Raw genomic sequence first — 19,474 nt, 5'->3', positions numbered from 1 at the left:
ACGCAAGGATTCGGAAGGGTGTGGTAAGAGCTATTTTTTCGAGAGGAAAAGCTATGAAATCTTACTTTGCAATTCTAGTATTTATGTTTTCTTCGACTCAAGCATTTGCGGTTGATTCCGTTGCGCAATGTTTGCCGAAAGCGCAAGCAATAGCATCGGCTTTGGATTCTGTGAATGGCAGTCATTACGCCGAACTTCCAGTTGCAACACGAAGCGCTTCTTTCTTTAATGAAGCCGATGTATCTACACAACTTCACTTGATCTATTCATTCGGTATCGGCGAGTCCATTTTGGAAGTCACTCTAAAACCAAATTACTACTCAGCCGGTGACTGCGTTTTCGCAAGCGCAACTTTACTTACACAGGATTAGTCGGCAACTGACGAAGCTTCTTGCGATAAATATAAATCGCAAGAAGTAGGTAAATGGCGGCGTTGAAAAGTCCTGACTCGCCACCAAAAAACTCATCGCGCGGGCCTTTAATTAAGAATACCGGATACGCGAACTGAATCCATAAATTATGGGCTCCATGTGCTAAGGCTGCAACGAACACCGAACCTGAGATATCTTTCAGCCAACCAATAATCACCGCAAACGAAACAATGCAAATCGTAAAAAGTAGAAGACTTAAAGCGGGCAGTGACGACGTCGCATAATTAGAAAATAAAATTAATGGCCAATGCCAAATCGCCCAGATAATTCCCAACCATAAATAACGGCCACGAATGCCGGCTTGCTGAAATTTTGTTTGTAGAAACCCTCGCCAGCCAATCTCTTCTCCTAAAGCGCTGACAGAGCCTATAAGAACGCCTACAGTGATCGCAATAAACCAACGCGTGACTTTCGTGGATGACACTTCACCGTTGAAGGAGCCTTCTTTGGTTGCGATTAAGAGGCCCAAGATCAGCATCGCAGTCGCTGCTGGAATCCCGTAAGCAAGTGCGTAGGACTTGAGGTTTCCCCATTTGAAGCCCAGGCTGCCGATGTCTTTAAAAAGAGCGGCACACAGAATTCCACAGATGCCCGGCGTCCACATCAATAAGAATGTCAGCCCCATATCGTTGACGCCTGCGCCCCGAATCATGACGTATTCGATGCTCCACGAAAATAAAAACGTCAGAAGAAGAAAGATAAGAATTTGAAATTTAGCAGGCAGAGCTCGCAAGCGATTGTTCATCTTAGGAAAAGTTGAACGCGAGAAGGGAAGTTTGTCAATTTTCAAAAAGAAAGGGCCCCGTGAAGGAGCCCTTAAGGCGAACTATTTAAGAATTCTTGCCCAGTAGCTTTGGTCCGCCAAGATAGCAAGGTATCTGCCGGCCACCGCTTGTGGGAAATCTGTGTTTGAGTTGTACTTCGCTTGATACTCGACGATCAATTGATAGCGCTGTTCGATGTCCATCAATTTTACTTCTTTAGTTAAAGCTTGCTCTGCAACCACGAAGGCATAGGCACTCATGTCGCGGTGAGTATTCTTTAAGAAGCTGCCCTCTTGTGAAGAGACGAATAGTTTATAGTAATTCGTTCCTTCTGTATCAGCTTGGCGGAACGTATAATTCGCAGCAGCGATTTCTTTGCGATATTGTGCTGGTGCAAAATCACGGATTTTATTCATGATCGTTCCATACAACGGTTTCGCTTTTGCTGAATCAGGCATTGCCGAATATTTTTTATTCAAGTCTGATGCGATCGAAATTAGCGAAGCGCTTGGATATTTACGGCAAGGAAGTTCCGTTTGCACGGAAAGAACAATGACGTCGAAAGTTCCTTGCAGCAAGTTTTTGTAAGCCGGTTCAGAAACACCGCCAGCACGAACCGCATTGTATTGATCCGCAAAGAAATTAAGCAGCGTTAGCAAGTAAGTTGAACTTGTGTAAGAGCCACCTGTTTTCATTGTTGCGATAAAGTCAGCTACTTGATCTTTCAGCTGATTGCCAGCGAATTTTTCTTGGACCGAACCAGGGGCAGCCGCTTCAGCGCGTGACACCCACAATTGGATTGGATCAAGTTTATCTTTCAACAATGAATCAATGCTCTTTTTGCAAGAGAAGTCAGGAACTCGAGATCCAAGTGCTAACTTCGGAGCTTCTTTTGTCGAAAACGCCTTGATTTCCAATGCAGATTCGCCACCCATTGCTTCCGCAAGAATTTCGATCGCAGTGATTGTTGCGTCCGTATTTAAAAGTTCAGAACTGATTGCCTGTGATGCTTCATCAACATAAATACCAGCCAATTGGCGTACTGGGATTCTTTCGTTTTTATCTGTCACAAGATTTGTTGAATAAACTTTCGAGCGACCTAATTTCGATTTCGCTTCGATACGTACCAAAGGTAGTGCTTTAGAAAGATCAAGACGATAAATCTCGCCACCTTGATTGCGAGTGACTTGATCGATACGGCCTACGCCTTCAAATTGCCCTTGAGATGGTGGAAGATCCGGTTGAGTCGGTGGAGCGGGTGGATTTGGAAGATTTGGATTTCCTGGTTTTGCCGGAGGAGCAGGTTTTGGAGGCGCTGCTGCTGGTGGTGCCGCCGGTGCGGCAAAGGCTGCAATGCTGGCGCTTAAAGTCGCCATGAATACTATTCTGCGAAGTGATTGCGCGTACATGTGAATAAACCCTTTCTTGTGGTTGTTTTGTGCGACTGCTAGAACGCAGCCATCATATTTCTTCTAATTGCTGTATTTTGTCCGTAAATGTCGTCAACAAATCTAACAACGCCGTCTGCACTCGCCATTGAAGTCAGATAAGCGGTATAGACTGCCGTATGCTTATATTTAGGAATTGGTATCTCTGTCGATTTCGTCAGAACTTCGCCAGGTCTTGCCATTGTCGCTTCGATGGTTTTGCGATCCCACGGAGTGTCCTCTAAAAGATACTCGGCCAGATCCAAAGGACGTTGTAAACGAATGCACCCTGAACTTAATTGGCGCATGGGCGTATCAAACAATTCACGCTGATTCGTATCGTGCAGATAAATCGCAAACGAATTTGTCAGATCAAACTTCAGAACTCCTAACGCATTTCCTAAGTGAGGCAGCTGTCTGATTTGCACGTCAGGTGCGACGCGGCCTTCTGCGATTCCCAACCAGTCGACGGAAGTGGGATCGATTTTACGCGTGAAATCTCCGGTCCATACTTCGTAGTTATGCGATTTGAAGTACTCTGCAATTTCTGGCTTTGTAAGAGCTTTAAGATCATTCACCTTGTCTTCACTGAAAATGGTTGGTGGCACAACCCAGAATGGATTGATGATCACTCTTAAAACTTCATCTTTCATTGTTGGTGACTTGCGAGCGGGGCGACCGTTGACTGTTCTGAAGGTCATTGTGCGTGTCCATTCTGTCGAACCGTCATAAAGAACAAAGAACGACATCGCAAGATTCACAAAGATGTAGCGATTTTCAAAATATTGCGGAAACCAGCGCATCTTTTCCATGTCGGTTTGGATTTGACGTACGCGATCCATGCACGACACGCCCAAGAACTTCCAAACTTTCCCATTCGGAGAAATAATGCCGTCAGGTTTGATCCACAAATTCCATTGCACGTCACTAAGGGCCGCCAGAAGCTCACCATCAAATAGTTCATCGGTGTTATTGATGTTGTAGCCCAATTGACTGAAGCGTTTCTTGATGTCGCTGATAACTTTATTGCGTGAATAAAGGCGCAGGGGAGTGTTGACTGGAACGATGTCCTGCCATGAACCGTCCATGCATTTAGGATAAATTTTCTCCATAGCATCTTTTGCAGCGAAATACGGAGGATTTTGTGGTGCTACTAAATCAAAAAGCGTTGCCGGATTGCGACCCGAAGTCACAACCAGAGTCATAACCTGTTGGGGCGTTAGAAATTCTTTACGAATGAATTTAACATCGCTTGTTACATTTTGCGGGTCGACATTGCCGATGTTCAAATCGCGCAACAAATTATAAAGCATATTATTGACCTGAGGGCGCATGGTTTTTTCTAAGTTACCGCCTGCTCGATAAAGATCTTCAAGTCGCTGACTCCAATAATATTGTGGGTTCAAACCGTGATGCCAAATCGCTAAAGTCGCTTGGCGAACATCTGAAATGTCCAACTGATTCAAAGCATTTGTATAGTCACCTCGGCCGAAGCTGGGTTGGCTGATTTCATACTGTGCAAATGCTTGAGGCGTGCTCAATATGAACTGAGCGGCGACGAGAACGACGGCTATTCGAACGAGACCCATAATGATTTCTCCTGCGATGATGGTCATTAGACTTTCGTGTAGCCGAGATTCTTGCGTGAGCTTTTAAAAAATCGAACTTGTATTCATTGAACTTGTACAAAGTCATGAATAAAAAATGAGATGAAAAAGTGACCACATCACTTTCTTGTTGATAGTTTTGTAGTGAAAAATGATGGAACGTTGTTAGATAAAAGTTTTAAGTCTGCAGTTCTCGCGATTTCTTGAATTCCCAGATTTGCAAAAGTGGATTGGCAATATGCTTTCGCCATTTTGGATTAATCTGGGCAAGCTCTTCAGTGCCATAGATGGTTTCTTTGCGGACCACTTCAAAGCCAGCCGCACTTGCAGCTTGTTGGAAATCTTCTTCTGTATGCGCATGACTTGTCAGATGCACTTCTTCTTGTTCGTTCACTTTGAAGTGCGCAAGAATTCCTTCGACCGTGCGATCTGGATGAATTTCTGAGATATAAACCGGGCCGTCCATTTTTAAACAAGCCGCAAGCTTTTTAAAGAACATGGTAAGGTCATGGATGTGTTCGATGACTAAGCTTGCAACGACAGCATCAAACTGATCCGCAGTGAAACCATCATAAGTCATGATGTCTGCGTGAATCAGCTCCAGATTCTCTTCAGGGAGCTTTTCTTTCGCTTTTTGCAGCATACCCTCAGATACGTCGATGCCCACGACATGATTGTGTTGTTGAAGCAGTTTGATAGTGTTGCGACCTGTGCCGGGACCAATCTCTAAAACAGTTTTATTTTGCAGATCATTCCAATAGCTTGAAAATGACAACTCATCGGCGGCAACCGTAGGGTTTGGATATTGATCGTAAAACTCTGACCACGTGTCGTAGCCGGACTGATTATCTGTTTGCGCAGGTTTGTTGTCAGACATACAGCTCCTCCATGTGATCCAACATCTAGTTTAAATGAATTTTACCCAAAGACAATAGCAGTCATAGAATTTCAAAATGAAATCTTTTAAAACTCCTATCGGTTTTGCTTTATTGTTTTTATCCACTGGGTGTGAGTCGGTGGCTCGTTATCAACCAGCAAAAGTCAAAGCGCCTGCTTCCGTGCAGGTTCAAGATAATCACAAAGTCATCTTTGATGATGTCACAATGAGATTTTCTTTGCGCAGATTGGATACGAAACTTTTGTTGGATTTAAAAATGGAAAACTTCGGCGACGAAACAGCGACGATGTCGATGCAGGATATCGTGCTGACCGATGATGATAAGAAACTTCTGATTTTGTCGAAGGCGGGGCACTATTCGAACAACGGCGACTATGCTGCCCTTATGCAAGTCAAAGAAAAGGTGAATGTCAAAGCCGGGGAGACCACGCGCTTAGTTTATACATTTGAAGTCCCGCAAGAAAAGGCCGACGTCACAAAAGGATTCAATCTGAAAGGGCACATCACCAAAGGGCAAAAGACTATTCCGCTTTCGGTGAGTTTTGCCGATTCTAATATTCAATAAATTTCGCGATACAAATTATTTTACTTCACGATCTAAAAGATCTCTGAGGAAGAGATCTTTTGTTATTTAAATCGATCTGAGTTGCAAATTCTCAACTAATTCGCATTTAAGCTCGGCCTCTTGTGTTTTCGATATATCGGAAGTAGTGTCTATTTAGATATATCGAAAACATTTAAAAAAGATATATCTGAAGCAAAGGAGATATTTATGCGTGGGCATCATAGAGGTGGGCGCGGTGTTGAAGAAAAGCTGTCACGTCTTTTACGTCACGGCGATCTTCGTTATGTCATTCTATTTTTGCTAGAAGAAAAACCTCGTCATGGTTATGAGCTTATCAAGGCATTGGAAGATCTTTCATCTGGAGTTTACACGCCAAGCCCCGGTGTTATTTATCCCACTCTGACGTTTTTGGAAGAGGGTGGATTTGCCACAGCAACGACAGAAGATAATAAAAAGCTTTATAAAATCACTTCTGAGGGAAAAACTTTAGTAAAAGAAAACATCGCCTTCGTGAAAGAGATTTTGTCGCGTTTTGCAATGGCGGGGCAGCGGGTCTCTCGACTGCGTCAAGAGATGGGGCGAGAAGATATGATGGACGTTGCGAGTCGTGAAACTTCGCCGATTCGTCGTGCAATGCATGCATTTAAAGCCGAACTTTTTTTATTCATTGATGCAAACAAAGAAACCAAACTGAAGGTGGCAGAAGTTATTGACCGCGCCACTGAAGAGATTCGAAAGCTCAAAGGGTAAATTTATGTCAACACCAGATCGTGAAATTAAAACGGTGATGCATCAACTGAAACAGCGCACATTAACGGTAAAGAAGATTGAAGAATTAAATTCCCGTATGCGCCGGATTACTTTTACCGGTTCCGAGCTTAAAGATTTTGTATCGTTATCGCCCGATGATCATATCAAGGTCTTTTTACCTTCTTCTGGAGAAGATAAACCTATCATGCGTGACTATACACCGCGCAGATACGACAACAATGCTTTAGAGTTGGATATTGAGTTCGTGCTTCACGGTGAAGGGCCAGGTTCATCATGGGCGTCACAGGCACAAGTAGGTGCCGAATTAACAATCGGTGGACCTCGCGGATCTAGGGTTGTTCCGTATAGCTTCGATTGGTACTTGATGATTGGTGACGAAACAGCGTTGCCATCTATTGGACGCCGTCTTTTCGAATTGCCTGCACACTCTAAGGCCATTGTGATTGTTGAAGTTGAAGATGAAACGCATCGTGTTCAATTGCCACTGTCTGAAAATGTGCAAGTGCAATGGCTTTATCGCCATGGGCGTAAGCCTGGATCCGCAGAACAGTTTAAAAATGAAATTCTAAAAACGGGTTTTCCTGTTGGCGACTATTTCGTGTGGATTGCGACAGAAAAATCCGTAGCAATGCAGTTGCGCGATTTACTGGTCACTGTTCGTGGCGCGAATGAACAGTGGGTGAAAGCAACTGGTTATTGGAATGCCAGTAAGGATGATCACCATGGATAAAGAAAATAGTAAACTCTTAAACGGCATTGGTTTGGTTTTATTATTAGGAACTCTAACGGCGCTTGATCCTTTGACTATTGATATGTACTTGCCAGCCTTTGGCAGTATTCAAAAGGATTTTATGACGACAATGTCAAACGTGGAGCTTTCGGTATCGACGTTTTTCGTTGGTATGGCCTTCGGCCAACTTTTTTATGGACCGCTAGCGGATCGCTTTGGCCGTAAGCTGCCGTTGCAATTGGGAATGCTTGTCTATTTCTTTGCGACGTTGGGTTGTGCTTTCGCCCCAAATATTGAAACCTTCATCGGTTTTCGCTTGTTGCAAGCCCTGGGTGGTTGCGCAGGTATGGTGATTACGCGTGCGATAATTCGTGACCTGTTTGATACGAAACAAGTCGCGACTTTTTTGTCTAATATGGCTTTAGTGATGGGGATTGCACCCATTATCGCGCCAACCGTGGGTGCGGTGATTAACGAACACTTCGGATGGAAAGCGATTTTCTTTGTATTAGCAGGCGCCAATTTGCTGTGCATGATTGCGATCGCTATTTTCTTGCCTGAAACAAGCAAGGTGCGAAAAACTGAATTAAAAATCGGTACGGTCTTTACTTCCTATATCAAACTCTTAGGCAATAGAAATTTCGTTGGTTACCTGATTCCAGACACGGCCGTGCGCGCGGGAATGTTCGCGTATATAGCGGGTTCTCCGTTCGTATTTATTGAGCTTCTGGGAATACCTTCAGAAAAATATGGCTTGATCTTTGGTTTGAATGGGCTGGGTTTAGTCTTGGCTTCACAAGTGAATCGTCGTTTGTTATCACGTTGGGCTCCAGATACGATTTTACGTTGGAGTGTGCGGATTGCCGCGATTGCCTCTGCGTGTGTTTTACTTTTCGCGTGGAGTGGTCCTTCGAAGTATGTCTTCTTGGGTTCTATTTTTATTTTCCTCGCGAGTTTGAATTTTATCAGTCCGAACTCTTTAGCCGGAGCCCTGTCTTCACAAGGCCATCAGGCGGGAACGGCATCAGCTCTTTATGGGTGTTTGCAGTGGAGTATGGCTTCAGTGTCTTCGTACTTCGTAAGTTATTTTCATAACGGTACAGCCTTCCCGATGAGTGGAGTCATTCTGTTCTGTGGATTGCTGTCCCTGTGTGCATTTCAGTTTTTAGTAGTGCAGCCAGCGAAAAGAACGCCAGCCTCTATATGATCAGGTAGATTTGTAAGTTTCTAAGATCTCATTCACTAAGACCTTAAACCACGGAATGCGAATGAGATCTTTTTTGTATAATAGGTGATAACTCACGTGCGGTGCGAGATCATTGGATGCAGGCGTTGCCATGATCTTTGAGCTCTTACGCAGTAAATTCGCTGGCGCAACAGCCCAACCCAATCCATTTTCGACCCAGGTCTGCAGTACCTCCCAATTTTGTAAAACGCGCAGAATCTGGGGTTGGCCTTCGAGTTTGTATTTGCTCCAAGCCTCTTCGGGAAAAGAAAAATCTTCGCCATAAGCAAGGATTGGGTAGGAGTTAAGCTTTTGCATAAGCTGACGTTCTGTTGCGGGTGTGGCGATCTTCCATTTTGCCGGATAGATGATCTGAAATCCTTCTTTGAAAAGAACACGGGCGCTGACCTGAAGATTGTCAGGGACAACGCGTGTGATACCAATTGCAATTTCATCTTTAGCAACGTTCTCAGAAACAGTCCCGCTACGAGTTGGCGTGAAGATCAACGGATGTGGGAACGTTAAGTTAGCAGCCGTGCGTGACAGAAGCTCTGCGGGGCCATAGATCTTTACGGGCTGTTGTGGTTCGATAGAGAATTTTGAAACGACCCCATCGACAATCGCATCGTAATTTTGCCAAGTGGGCTGAATGCGCGCAAATAGTTCATGGCCAATAGGGGATAGAGTCTTTTGTCTACCTTGTTTTTGGAACAGCTTTTCGCCGACAAGTTCTTCAAGTTGTTGCAAGTGACGACTGAGTGCGGGTTGAGAAATTCCCAGAGTGTTCGCGGTTTTAACGACATTTCTTTCAGTCGCGAAAGTCATGAACGATTCGATCAGGTGGCGTGGATACTTCGTCATAATATATACATTATTGCATATAATATATGTGAAAACATGCATATTCTTTCCCATTTGTATTTCGTATAAGGACGGCATTCCCATTAAAGGAGTCCCCCATGAAAAATATGATTATTGCTGGCGCGATGATGGCCATGTCGATGACAGCTCAAGCCCGTGTTTTGGCTGGTGTTGATCAAGACGGTAACTCTTGTCAGTTGGTATTAAATGACGTGCAAGTCTCGGCACCGGTTGCACATAACCCTTGTGATTTCGATAGCGATGGCGAAGGTCCCTGGTGTACGGGTAAACCCGCGATCAACGTGGTTCATGTTACTGGCGGTGGTGAGTACGTCACTACAGCGGGTCGCGTGAATTTCAGTATTGATGATGAATACGCGTTTCTGGATGAGCAAGGTCAGCTCACTTCAGTGACAGCAGACCCTGCTGGCGGCGGCACGGTTTCTATTGATTTAACGAAAAGTGCTAATGCGAACGGTTCGGTTTATTTCTATTTCCCAACTGCTTACGGCAAAACATTGACGGGAAAACAAATCGTTCAAGCTCTGGATGATAGATCGTCAGGTCGCAGTTATTCTGAAATCTGGAAGTCAATCTATACAGACGTGACTTGCACATTGAAATAATTCGAATAAGCGCGAAGCCCGATCAGGCGACGCGCTTATTCTTGAACATACTTTTTTAAAGACGAATGCCTTCCGCAGCAACAGCGGCTTTCACTGTCGGTCTTTCATTCATTCTGGCCATGAATGACTGAAGATTCGTGAATGGTGTCAAATCTACTTTTGTGATGTTGGACCAGCGAAGAATGTTGTATGCATACGCATCAACAACAGAAAACTCAGAACCTAAGATGTAGTCGTTATCGGCAAGATGTTTATCAAGTAAGCTCAAGCGTTTTGCGACTTTTTCATGATTCCACTTTAAAGCTTCTTCGTTATGAACATGAGCATAGAATAATGGCGAATAGCCTTTGTGCAACTCTGAAGAAATATAATTCAACCATTCCATGGCTGTATATCGTTCGCGCGTACCCAAACGAGGAATCAGATTTTTTTCCGGAACTTGATCCGCGATCCATTGCAAAATAATGCTTCCTTCAGTCAGTAAAGACTCATCCGGCAACTTCAAAGCAGGAACGTAGCCTTTAGGATTTACTTCGAAATAATTGCCACCCTCGAATTGTTTTGTTTTTAAATCCACTTTGACTAGATCAAAGTTAAGACCCGCTTCGCGCAGAATGATTTGTGGACCCAAAGCGCAGGCGCCAGGTGAAAAGTATAACTTCATAGGAATCTCCTTTTTGTCAGATTGCTTTTCAAAAATACGATTGCATGCTAGTTCTGTAAATAAATTTGTACTGCCTTACGAGTAAAAGCAGTTACCGTTTGGAAACTAGAAAAGTGGTGAGCCATGTTGAAACGCCGTAAAACCAAAATAGACCCAACCGCATCGGATTGTCCTTTAGAGACGTGCATGCGTTTTATCTCGGGGACGTGGACGGCGAATATCTTGTGGGTCCTTTATCACAACCCTCGTCGCTTTAGCGAACTGCGCACGGATATGCCAAAGGTATCTGCGAAAGTTTTAAGTGCCAGACTTAAGCGCATGGAAAAGTCGGGATTGATAAATAGAACTCAACTGAAGACATCGCCGCCATCTGTGGAATATTCACTGACTGAGTTGGGGCGGGAATTGAAGCCCGTGATTGCGGCAGTGATCAAAGTGGGCGAGAAGTTGCGCCAACAACGTCTCGCCTAAAATATTTACCAGTCAGCCTTCGTATAGCTGCGGTATTCGGGATACCAGAAATTCTCGTCCAAAGATTTTTGTAATTCTTCGTCAGATACTTTCTTAGCAACGCCATCTTCCATGGCCGCTTTTGCCACTCGTAAAGCGATTGTACGGGACACTTCACGAATGTCGGCAAGATTTGGTAGCAATGCCCCTTTGTGATCTTTCGCCATAGGTGAGCAATCAGCCAGCGCATTGCTTGCTGCCATCATCATACCGTCTGTGACTTGACGAGCTTTTGAAGTCAAAACACCAAGGCCAATACCAGGGAAGATGTACGAGTTATTACATTGGGCAATGGGATAAACTTTGTCGTTATATGTCACTGGCGCAAACGGACTCCCTGTCGCAACAAGTGCAGCACCGTCTGTCCAACGAATAATATTTTCTGGCAGAGCTTCCACACGCGAAGTCGGATTCGATAGCGGCATCACAATCGGGTGAGAACAATTTTTGTGCATAGTACGAATGATCTCTTCAGTGAAAAGACCCGGTTGAGCAGACACACCAATCAAAATTGTTGGCTTCGCGTTTTGCACAGTTTCTAGCAAAGAGATTTCTTCACCTTCCGTATTCCACGAAGTCAGGGCATCGGTTTTTTGTACCAAGGCGCTTTGGAAATCCAAAAGGTTTGGCATTTTATCAGTCAATAGACCAAAACGATCGACCATGTAAATGCGTGCGCGAGCTTCGGCGTCGCTTAAACCTTCGCGCTTCATCTGCAAAATGATTTGTTCTGCAATACCGCAACCAGCAGATCCCGCACCCAAGAAAGCCACACGTTGATCGCGAAGCTTTCCACCGTTAGCGCGACTTGCTGCAATCAAGCAACCAAGTACCACTGCGGCAGTTCCCTGAATGTCGTCATTGAAGCAGCAGATTTGTTCACGATATTTTTTTAAAATAGGGGAAGCGTTCTTTTGCGCGAAGTCTTCGAATTGCAAAAGAACATCGTGCCAACGGCGTTTCACGGCTTTGACGAAAGCATCAACGAAGTTTTCATACTCTTCGCCCGTGATACGTGGATGTTTCCAACCCATGTACAGTGGATCGTTAATCAATTGTTCGTTGTTCGTTCCAACATCCAACACAATCGGCAATGTGTAAGCGGGACTGATGCCGCCGCACGCTGTGTATAGCGATAGTTTACCGATCGGAATGCCCATGCCGCCGATACCTTGGTCACCAAGCCCCAAGATACGTTCGCCATCAGTGACGACGATAACTTTCACATTTCTTTTTGTGACGTTGGCAAGCATGTCATCAATGTGATCGCGATTTGGGTAAGAAATAAAAAGACCACGGTTCGCACGGTAGATTTCAGAGAAGTGTTGGCACGCTTCGCCCACAACCGGCGTGTAAATGATCGGCATCATCTCGGTCAGATGTTTATTGATCATGTGGTAGTAAAGCGTTTCGTTCGTGTCTTGCAGGTTGCGCAAGTAAACGTGTTTATCTAGATCCGCTTTGAATTGATGAAATTGAGTGTAGGCGCGAGTCGTTTGTTCTTCGATTGTTTCAATCGTGTGTGGAACAAGTCCATGAAGTTTTAATTCTCTGCGCTCTGATTCTGAAAAGGCCGTGCCTTTATTAAGAAGTGACATCTCAAGCAAAACTGTTCCCGAGTAAGGAATTTTCACCGGACGTTTGCTTTTATATGTGCTTTCCATTGAAGTCTCCAAAGCCCTAATTTTCAGGGGGCCCTTCTATGGAAAAAATAGGATTTTACGGCCATTTTGGCAATGAAGTTCTCTATGAGTTGTATTCTAGTTCGTGGTGCATCTTGTTGAGTGCGCAAAAACACACTCAGACAGAGGCCAGAAAGTCACACTTTAGGGGCTAGAACGTATAGCGGCAGGCGAAAGAGCGAGTCGATTTATTAATCTTGTTTTGCAGCTCGATGACGAAGCCCGATTTCGATTCTTGTGTGAACACGTTGTACTTCGTTTTTGTCGTCGCATGAGTGCGAACGTATAACGAATTCCACGGGAAAACCGTCAGCAAGGTTTCTGCTTCGTCGCCAATCAGCACCAATTCAGAAGCCTGTTTTTGTGTGAATGTTCCACTTGATTTCTGTGGCGTTAAAATGGCATCGCGAGTTTGATTGGAAGAAGAGATGATCCAACCTTTCAGGCTTGATTGGCAGTACAAACGATCAAAAGCTTGCGCTTGTAGGGATGCCATCATTGAAAGGGTTAGAATCAGTAAATTCTTTTTCATAAGCACTTTATCGGTTTTATAGCAGCGAAACTATTTAAGACCGAAGGCTAGTTCATTTTGATATTCCAAGTGCCGATGTAGAAAGCATGAAACTTTATGCCTTTCTTATCATTGCACTTATCGTGAATTCCGCCTCGGCAAAGATCACTGTCGGCGACCAAGAAATGGTTAACGGCGTTGGTACCTTGGGTATGGGCATGGGGATGGGGCAAGGTGGCATGGTAGGACCGATGCCGCAGGGTTTTTATCCAACACTGGGTAAAGATGCACAAGAAAAGTCGGCCGTTAGTTCAACGGGCAGTCTTGTTAATAAAGCGATTGATTATATTCCGGATTCAAACTTAAAAAGTGGTTTGCAAGAGTACATGAAAATTGTGAATCCTGAAGCTTATCAGGGTGATTCTTCTGTCGGCGGATCAAATCGCGGCATCTCTGCTTATTTCACTCGGGAATACCAAAAAAATAAATGCTTTCAAGACGCGGCCAAAGGTTTTTACGACGACATCAGAGCCACACTTAAGAAGAACAATCAATGTGATCGTGAACTTGATAAAACCAAAGAAGCTTCAGTCAATTGGCTTGAGCTTATGAAAAACGGTTTGATGGATTCGTGCAAAGACAACCGCGCGAAATTGACGGATCAAGCCGGCGTTGGGGATAAAAAAGACTACAAAGAAGGCTGGGTTTTGGATCTGGCGATGAAGCATGCCAATGGCAATCCGGAAGCGGCTTTACAGCTTATCGGAATGTGCGGTCATGATGATGTCGCTCAAGGCGCTTATTCGTATTGGGACTCATCAGATGCCGCAAAAGACAAAGTCAAAAATCAAGTTGAACAAGTCAAAGCAATGAAAAAGAAAATGGATGCGAAGCTTAAAGCATCCTTTGCAAAATTTGACGCTTCTGATGAAGAAAAACAGAAGACATATATTTTAGGACAACAGGCGTCGTATCTGAATTCACAAATACAAGCCCTGCAGAGTCAAAAAGGCATGGTGTCGGTACTGGAGTGTCCCGCGCAAAGTTCTGATTTCTATTTGCCAGGTTCGTTGTCAGCATCAGCGGATATTCCAAAAGCATTGAAAGACAAAATCATGTCTGTTCAAGATCCAGAAAAAGAAAAACATATTCCCGGTAAGTACTATCACGTCTATGGTTCCGCATTCCTGGGCTGTAAAATGGTTGAAAAAGGCATGTCGCCAGAGACGGCCGTTACCGTGCAAAAGCAAGCGGCTCGTTTATATCGTGGCATCCGTATGTGCGAAGCCAATAACCGAAAGATCAAAGACTCTGAACAGATTGCGAAGAGCTTAGGCGTGTCGGATTTGAACGATACCAAAACGATTCAAGACAAGGTTTTGAAAGTTTGGACTGACGAGTTAGACGGTAAAGTTGACTGTTCGAAATTCGATAAAGAAACGATGCAGAAATGCAACCTGCTATATCAGTTCAATATCAAGGGTCTGAAGAAAGACGAAAAAGAGATCGTTCTGCAAAAGATCGAAGGATATGTCGGTCAAGGTGATGCGGCACAATTGTATTCTGATTGGTATTTCGGCGGCGGCAGTATCGCGGGCAAGAATTTGCCATGTTCAGATGTTCGCTATAAGGGCCCCAAGGATTTAATGAATCCTAATGAAGGTATTTTAGGCAAGTTGTTCAAACCTTCAGGCTGGAGTGATGAACGCTACAAAAAAGCTTCACAAAAAGTTGCGACCTATGATGTCGACTTTGAATGGACGGTCGCTCAGCATGAAGCGGGCAGTGCATTCGGTGCAAAACTCTGTGCGAACGCCAAAAATAAAAAGAATCCATTTGCAGATAAGGCGTGCGAAATCACGGCTGGATATAATGGCTACAATCCCTATAATCCGGGGCAGGGTGGATACATGGGCTTCCCGGGTGGTGGTATGATGGGAATTTCCAATCCAGGTGTTAAATAATTTTTTCTAATGAATATGGCGAAGTTCTGAAACGAGTCTTTCAACTTCGTCTTTACTTAAATCTCTTTCAGCCAATTCACTGCGAAACGTTGCGACTTCTTTGCGTGAACGCGCTAAAAATCTGACTGACAATACAACTGCTGTTAGTAATAAAAAACCAGGCACACTGGCAATTCCCAGAAAGCCCACTAGCAACGTGTTGCGCAGAGTTTTTCTAGCATCAAGTTGAATGGCATTTTCCGTTAGCGTATTAAAATCGGCGTTTGAGTTTGACCAGAAAAGGTCGATCTTAACAAGATTCTGATTTAAAATCTGAAGGCTGCGGGATTGCAGCTGTTTGCGTGTCAGGTAAAAATTAATGCTGACGACAATCGCCGATAAACTTAAACACGCAAACCACACACCTAAGACGATCTCAATCATACCGGTCCTCAAGAACTTTGATTGTGCTCCGTTCTTAAGGGATGTCAATATTATCGGCTCGCTTCGGTTGCAAGCGGCACGTGGTCAACCAGTGAGCATTGGCGCACGCCAGCTTGGCCTTCAGCTTCGTCTACTTTGTGAAGCTTCGTTCGGGCCCATAGGATACCCATTTTAACTTCCTGCCAAACGTAATAGTTTTTTACGCTCATCTTCACGGCAAACCCCATCGACTCATTTCGGTAAATGTAAAGATGCGCAACTCTAGGGATGGGTTTCAAAAGACTCGCTTTTTCATCAAGCTCTGGGTTGGCTTTTGGTGACGTCGTTCGGCAAAACGGGGGCATCAGCCAGTCAAATTATCTTTACTAAACAAAGAATATTTATAGGCTTGCATTACGTTATGGGTTCGCCGTCGTTTCCCTCTAGACAGAATGAAAAGATGGCCCTATTTATGGGGGCCATGAGATCGTCGATGTTGGTTCGAATTATGGTGGCCTTCTTGAGTGCGCTGGTTGTGACCGTAGCAGCCAAGATCATTCGCACGCCCGGCGAAGAAAGGGCTGCGCGCGAAGCACTCGTTAATGCGCAAATTGAAAAAGAGTCCGAAGAACTTCTGAAGATCTTCGATAATCCCGATTCGATGACTTTGTATTCTGTGAATCCAGAACCCGCGGGCGAACTAAAACCAGAAAATTACAAAGTTCTGAATCAAACTGAGCTTGATCGCGACGGTATTGGAATCGTTAAGAACGAAATTGAAAGAGCGACGAAATCATTTGATCCGAAAGCGCCCACAAGGGCGTGCTTTAATTCACGTCATCGCATTCATGTTGAGAAAGCCGGGCAAAAAGCAGACTTCTTGATTTGTTATGAATGTTTACAGATGCGCGGTTTTTCTAACGGCAAAGATTATTGGTATGGAATCACTCGCGACGACGCCCAAACTTTTGGGAAACTTTTTCCGGCGGTCAGTGTTGCCACGGTTTTGGAGAACTCCCGCAATTTCAACGGCACGTTCTTAAAAGTTGAAGGCTACGCAAGCTTTGAACCCGATAATACAACTCTTTCTGATAATAGTGGCCGAGTGAAGTGTGACGAAAATATTTGGCTCGACATTCCCAAAGATGGTTTGCATAGTTACGGCGCCATTAATCGTAGCAAGGTCACTGTCATGGGGAAGTATGAAGTGAATAAGACGGGCCATCATGGCTGTTCAAAGGGCTCTTTAGCTGACGTCAAACTTTTGAAGTGGTAGTGGGGTAATTCCCAGGTCGAGGGAGATTCGACCCGGGTGAGGCTTCCGCTATGATCTAATACCTAGATTCATTCTCCCGATAATCTTCATCATCTTTATAATTATCTTCGTCATAGTCTTCGTCACGAGAACGACGAACCTGACCATCTTTGCCACCATGACTTGCGTGACCACCCATTGCTGAAATTCTACGATGTTCTTCTGGATCCATCGAAGCGAATCCTCTGCGTGAAGAGCCCGAAGAATGACGGCGGGAAGAACTTGAACGTGTTGCCATTACTTTTCTCCTTGTTAGATAGAGGGTTGGTTGAATTGAATTCCTATTGTTAAACTAGGTTCTATTTCCAAGAGTGTCGTTATGTTCTTTGCGATGAATCTACTGCTGCACGAGGAAGGTTGAATCTTGTTAATTAAACTGAACGTTTTTGCGGTGAATTCCGCGCAGCCTGAATGAGAATTTTCTGTAATTTACTTGGTAAATTTCTAAAAACAAATATCAACAAAAAATTGAGAATCTTGTGTCTGCATTTTCGACAATAATCGGCTTAAAGTACGCGAGTTATCTGAAAGACTAATAACTGTTCATTGGTAACGAACGGATTTAGTTTTTTATATCACGCGTGAGTCATCAAAGGATTGAGAATTATGTCGGAACTAGGAAAACATATTAAAGAGTTACGAAGAGGTGTCGGTCTTTCACAAAAAAAGGCGGTTGAACTTTTTGGAATACGCCACAGTCAATTTTTATCAAACATTGAAATGGGCCGAAGACTTCCACCTATGAGTCTGTTGAGCAAAATGTGTGAAGTCTACAAAGTTCATCCCGATGAGGTGTGGCCGAAATACTTAACTGAAGTTCAAACGATTGCGGCTGAAAAGGCTTTGCGAAAATGGAAACTCCACACCGATAGATTAGTGCGTGCCGCAAATGGGAACTAGTTTATGATGGGAAGAAATGAATTCGCTGAGCTTCTGCGCGAACTCCGTGTTCAGTCACATCTGACACAATTTGAAGTCGCAGAAAAGTTGCAGTATGCAACTCCTCAGTATGTGTCCAACTGGGAGCGTGGTATTTCTACGCCACCCGTGGCGCATTTGAAGACATTGGCCAAGATCTTTAAATATGATGACGAACTTTTGTTTGAAAAATTCTTACAAGAAGAAATCAGGGTTATTACTGAAGATTTTAAAAAACAGTTTACGCGTAAGGGACGGTGGAATCCTTAACGCAGGCGTTTGCTTGAGTTTGGTTTCAAATACGTAACTTTGTATTGCGAAGTTTCCGTGCGAAGGTGCGACAAAGATTCTGCTAACTTGAAAGTTATTTATGAACACCTTTGGTCTTTACATCAAACAGTTGCGCATCAATAAACGCCTTACCCAGTCGGAGGCAGCGCAATTGCTGGGTAAGGATCAACAAGGGCAATACATTTCTAACATCGAGCGTGGCCAGTCCGTGCCATCGATTGAAGTTCTAAAAAAACTTTGCGAAATCTACAGCGTCCAAGAATCAGAAATGACCCAAGAATATATGAATCTTTGTCATCGCAAAGTGAGCAAAAAAATTAAGTCTGAATGGGAACGTTGCGCTTCATCTCCAAGTGGGCATTAGAAGTTTTCGGGCCCAATGTTAATTTAAAAAATATCATCGTTGAACCTTCGGATTCACGTGAGTCGGTTCGCCTTTTTTCATGACTCCGCTATTTCCGGTTATAAATATTTATAGTCTATAACTACTCGATAAGATTTATTCGGAGAATAACTATTCCACAACACAGCAACGAGGGATGCACATGAGTTTGTATGAATTTTTGAGACAGAAGCGGATGAATAAAGCGCTGACTCAGAGGGAAGCGGCCGAGTTGATCGGCAAATCAAATCACCAATTCATTTCAAACATCGAACGAGGCTCCGCAAAACCATCAATCGCTGTACTGAAGCAGCTTTGTGAGATCTATGATGTCGAATATAGTGATATGTTAAATGCCTATATCGACGGAGAAAAAGAACAGGCTGTGCTTATTGCTATATATAAGTGGACTGCTCTTCAAAAGGACGAAGACGATGAAGCCAAGACACAATCGGGTAGAGATCCGTGGGTCACCTCTTTTTGATGAATCTCAAATTAAGCGTTGAAATTCTGATTTTTTGATCCTCGCTACATTGGTTGGCATTGGGTTGTACGGCCCTGGCTTTTTATTTTCTTATTGTTTTTGTATATTCTGCCGCTTTTTTTATGAGAGATCAATCTATTCACGAGTGCGATCGTATTGGTTGGCTTTGTATTGATCTTGATAAGTATCGTGGCTTGTATTTGAAGCACGTATATATTTATCTCTCATGCTTCGGCCTGTGGACTCGTATGTGTTTTCAGCCGCGCGAGAGCTGAATTCTCTTTGTTCTGGTGTACGGTATTGATCACTTGTTGTCGGATTCATTGTGTTGCGATGATAGTCATCATCGTAAGCTTCTGCCAGAGTCCCCAGCAGAAGTGCACTTACTAGCAGTAGACTTGCTTTCATAGTGGCCTCCTTGTTATGCGTTTTCCACGAATATCTTA

General features: G+C 44.0%; 25 protein-coding genes. 13 read left to right on the top strand and 12 right to left on the bottom strand.

Going from position 1 to position 19,474, the window contains the following annotated elements; genetic code table 11:
• Positions 1 to 53: 53 nt before the first annotated feature.
• The gene (locus tag DOE51_RS11545; RefSeq protein WP_142696724.1) at positions 54 to 371 is read left to right on the top strand and encodes a hypothetical protein; all 318 of its coding nucleotides are present in this window, start codon (positions 54 to 56) and stop codon (positions 369 to 371) included.
• Here DOE51_RS11545 and DOE51_RS11540 read toward each other — a convergent pair.
• The 4 genes from DOE51_RS11540 to DOE51_RS11525 all read right to left on the bottom strand — a co-directional run bounded on the left by DOE51_RS11540 (position 358) and on the right by DOE51_RS11525 (position 5,106).
• The gene (locus DOE51_RS11540) at positions 358 to 1,176 is read right to left on the bottom strand and encodes a CPBP family intramembrane glutamic endopeptidase (protein ID WP_142696723.1); all 819 of its coding nucleotides are present in this window, start codon (positions 1,174 to 1,176) and stop codon (positions 358 to 360) included. The genes DOE51_RS11545 and DOE51_RS11540 overlap by 14 nt on opposite strands.
• 81 nt (positions 1,177 to 1,257) lie before the next feature.
• Positions 1,258 to 2,571 carry a beta-sandwich domain-containing protein gene (locus DOE51_RS11535; RefSeq protein WP_142696722.1) on the bottom strand — a complete coding sequence of 438 codons (1,314 nt, stop codon included), beginning with the start codon at positions 2,569 to 2,571 and terminating at the stop codon, positions 1,258 to 1,260.
• A gap of 71 nt (positions 2,572 to 2,642) precedes the next feature.
• Complete coding sequence (locus DOE51_RS11530; protein ID WP_142696721.1) at positions 2,643 to 4,211, bottom strand: L,D-transpeptidase family protein; 1,569 nt, start codon at positions 4,209 to 4,211, stop codon at positions 2,643 to 2,645.
• Positions 4,212 to 4,407: 196 nt separating this feature from the next.
• The gene (locus DOE51_RS11525; RefSeq protein ID WP_142696720.1) at positions 4,408 to 5,106 is read right to left on the bottom strand and encodes a class I SAM-dependent methyltransferase; all 699 of its coding nucleotides are present in this window, start codon (positions 5,104 to 5,106) and stop codon (positions 4,408 to 4,410) included.
• 76 nt (positions 5,107 to 5,182) lie between these two features.
• On the opposite strand from DOE51_RS11525, the gene DOE51_RS11520 reads away from it, so the two are divergent.
• The 4 genes from DOE51_RS11520 (at position 5,183) to DOE51_RS11505 (ending at position 8,400) form a co-directional block, all read left to right on the top strand.
• Positions 5,183 to 5,692, top strand: a complete 510-nt coding sequence (locus DOE51_RS11520; RefSeq protein WP_142696719.1) for a hypothetical protein — start codon at positions 5,183 to 5,185, stop codon at positions 5,690 to 5,692.
• A 120-nt stretch (positions 5,693 to 5,812) separates the two neighbouring features.
• The gene (locus DOE51_RS11515) at positions 5,813 to 6,442 is read left to right on the top strand and encodes a PadR family transcriptional regulator (protein WP_210415526.1); all 630 of its coding nucleotides are present in this window, start codon (positions 5,813 to 5,815) and stop codon (positions 6,440 to 6,442) included.
• A 4-nt stretch (positions 6,443 to 6,446) separates the two neighbouring features.
• Positions 6,447 to 7,193 (top strand): siderophore-interacting protein, encoded by a 747-nt coding sequence (locus DOE51_RS11510; RefSeq protein WP_142696718.1) that lies wholly within the window; start codon positions 6,447 to 6,449, stop codon positions 7,191 to 7,193.
• Positions 7,186 to 8,400, top strand: coding sequence for a multidrug effflux MFS transporter (locus tag DOE51_RS11505; RefSeq protein WP_168196440.1), 1,215 nt, complete (start codon positions 7,186 to 7,188; stop codon positions 8,398 to 8,400). Before DOE51_RS11510 ends, DOE51_RS11505 begins: the two co-directional genes overlap by 8 nt.
• Here DOE51_RS11505 and DOE51_RS11500 read toward each other — a convergent pair whose 3' ends face one another.
• Positions 8,401 to 9,279, bottom strand: coding sequence for a LysR family transcriptional regulator (locus tag DOE51_RS11500; protein WP_168196439.1), 879 nt, complete (start codon positions 9,277 to 9,279; stop codon positions 8,401 to 8,403).
• Between the two features lie 98 nt (positions 9,280 to 9,377).
• Here DOE51_RS11500 and DOE51_RS11495 point away from each other — a divergent pair, with 98 nt between their 5' ends.
• A complete protein-coding gene (locus DOE51_RS11495; protein WP_142696715.1) occupies positions 9,378 to 9,905 on the top strand; it encodes a hypothetical protein in 528 nt (175 codons plus the stop codon).
• Between the two features lie 55 nt (positions 9,906 to 9,960).
• Here the strand turns inward: DOE51_RS11495 and gstA are convergent, their stop codons facing one another.
• On the bottom strand, positions 9,961 to 10,569 hold the full coding sequence (gene gstA / locus DOE51_RS11490; protein ID WP_142696714.1) for a glutathione transferase GstA: 609 nt from the start codon (positions 10,567 to 10,569) through the stop codon (positions 9,961 to 9,963).
• Between the two features lie 186 nt (positions 10,570 to 10,755).
• Between gstA and DOE51_RS11485 the strand changes: the two genes are divergently transcribed.
• A complete protein-coding gene (locus DOE51_RS11485; protein ID WP_210415525.1) occupies positions 10,756 to 11,040 on the top strand; it encodes a helix-turn-helix domain-containing protein in 285 nt (94 codons plus the stop codon).
• A 5-nt stretch (positions 11,041 to 11,045) separates the two neighbouring features.
• On the opposite strand, the gene DOE51_RS11480 is transcribed toward DOE51_RS11485, so the two are convergent.
• Together DOE51_RS11480 and DOE51_RS11475 are read right to left on the bottom strand one after the other, a co-directional pair.
• Positions 11,046 to 12,743: an NAD-dependent malic enzyme gene (locus DOE51_RS11480; RefSeq protein ID WP_142696712.1), complete on the bottom strand. Its 1,698-nt coding sequence runs from the start codon at positions 12,741 to 12,743 to the stop codon at positions 11,046 to 11,048.
• A gap of 169 nt (positions 12,744 to 12,912) precedes the next feature.
• Entirely contained in the window at positions 12,913 to 13,293 is a 381-nt protein-coding gene (locus tag DOE51_RS11475) for a hypothetical protein (protein ID WP_142696711.1), read from the bottom strand.
• Positions 13,294 to 13,379: 86 nt separating this feature from the next.
• On the opposite strand from DOE51_RS11475, the gene DOE51_RS11470 reads away from it, so the two are divergent.
• Positions 13,380 to 15,236 (top strand): hypothetical protein, encoded by a 1,857-nt coding sequence (locus tag DOE51_RS11470; protein WP_142696710.1) that lies wholly within the window; start codon positions 13,380 to 13,382, stop codon positions 15,234 to 15,236.
• 6 nt (positions 15,237 to 15,242) lie between these two features.
• Here the strand turns inward: DOE51_RS11470 and DOE51_RS11465 are convergent, their stop codons facing one another.
• Together DOE51_RS11465 and DOE51_RS19195 are read right to left on the bottom strand one after the other, a co-directional pair.
• On the bottom strand, positions 15,243 to 15,659 hold the full coding sequence (locus DOE51_RS11465; protein ID WP_142696709.1) for a hypothetical protein: 417 nt from the start codon (positions 15,657 to 15,659) through the stop codon (positions 15,243 to 15,245).
• Between the two features lie 50 nt (positions 15,660 to 15,709).
• A complete protein-coding gene (locus DOE51_RS19195) occupies positions 15,710 to 15,874 on the bottom strand; it encodes a hypothetical protein (protein ID WP_168196438.1) in 165 nt (54 codons plus the stop codon).
• A 257-nt stretch (positions 15,875 to 16,131) separates the two neighbouring features.
• Here DOE51_RS19195 and DOE51_RS11460 point away from each other — a divergent pair, with 257 nt between their 5' ends.
• Positions 16,132 to 16,914: a hypothetical protein gene (locus DOE51_RS11460; protein ID WP_142696708.1), complete on the top strand. Its 783-nt coding sequence runs from the start codon at positions 16,132 to 16,134 to the stop codon at positions 16,912 to 16,914.
• A gap of 55 nt (positions 16,915 to 16,969) precedes the next feature.
• On the opposite strand, the gene DOE51_RS11455 is transcribed toward DOE51_RS11460, so the two are convergent.
• Positions 16,970 to 17,191, bottom strand: coding sequence for a KGG domain-containing protein (locus tag DOE51_RS11455; protein ID WP_142696707.1), 222 nt, complete (start codon positions 17,189 to 17,191; stop codon positions 16,970 to 16,972).
• 368 nt (positions 17,192 to 17,559) lie between these two features.
• Between DOE51_RS11455 and DOE51_RS19365 the strand changes: the two genes are divergently transcribed.
• The 4 genes from DOE51_RS19365 to DOE51_RS11435 all read left to right on the top strand — a co-directional run bounded on the left by DOE51_RS19365 (position 17,560) and on the right by DOE51_RS11435 (position 19,028).
• Positions 17,560 to 17,853 (top strand): helix-turn-helix domain-containing protein, encoded by a 294-nt coding sequence (locus DOE51_RS19365; protein WP_142696706.1) that lies wholly within the window; start codon positions 17,560 to 17,562, stop codon positions 17,851 to 17,853.
• Between the two features lie 3 nt (positions 17,854 to 17,856).
• Positions 17,857 to 18,141, top strand: a complete 285-nt coding sequence (locus tag DOE51_RS11445) for a helix-turn-helix domain-containing protein (protein ID WP_210415524.1) — start codon at positions 17,857 to 17,859, stop codon at positions 18,139 to 18,141.
• Between the two features lie 100 nt (positions 18,142 to 18,241).
• Positions 18,242 to 18,526, top strand: a complete 285-nt coding sequence (locus DOE51_RS11440; protein ID WP_142696705.1) for a helix-turn-helix domain-containing protein — start codon at positions 18,242 to 18,244, stop codon at positions 18,524 to 18,526.
• A gap of 181 nt (positions 18,527 to 18,707) precedes the next feature.
• On the top strand, positions 18,708 to 19,028 hold the full coding sequence (locus tag DOE51_RS11435; protein ID WP_168196437.1) for a helix-turn-helix domain-containing protein: 321 nt from the start codon (positions 18,708 to 18,710) through the stop codon (positions 19,026 to 19,028).
• Positions 19,029 to 19,163: 135 nt separating this feature from the next.
• Here the strand turns inward: DOE51_RS11435 and DOE51_RS11430 are convergent, their stop codons facing one another.
• Complete coding sequence (locus DOE51_RS11430; RefSeq protein WP_142696703.1) at positions 19,164 to 19,436, bottom strand: hypothetical protein; 273 nt, start codon at positions 19,434 to 19,436, stop codon at positions 19,164 to 19,166.
• Positions 19,437 to 19,474 lie beyond the last annotated feature (38 nt).

The sequence above is a fragment of the Bdellovibrio sp. NC01 genome (assembly GCF_006874625.1).
GTDB lineage: Bacteria > Bdellovibrionota > Bdellovibrionia > Bdellovibrionales > Bdellovibrionaceae > Bdellovibrio.
This window is presented reverse-complemented; position numbering and strand designations above follow the sequence as displayed.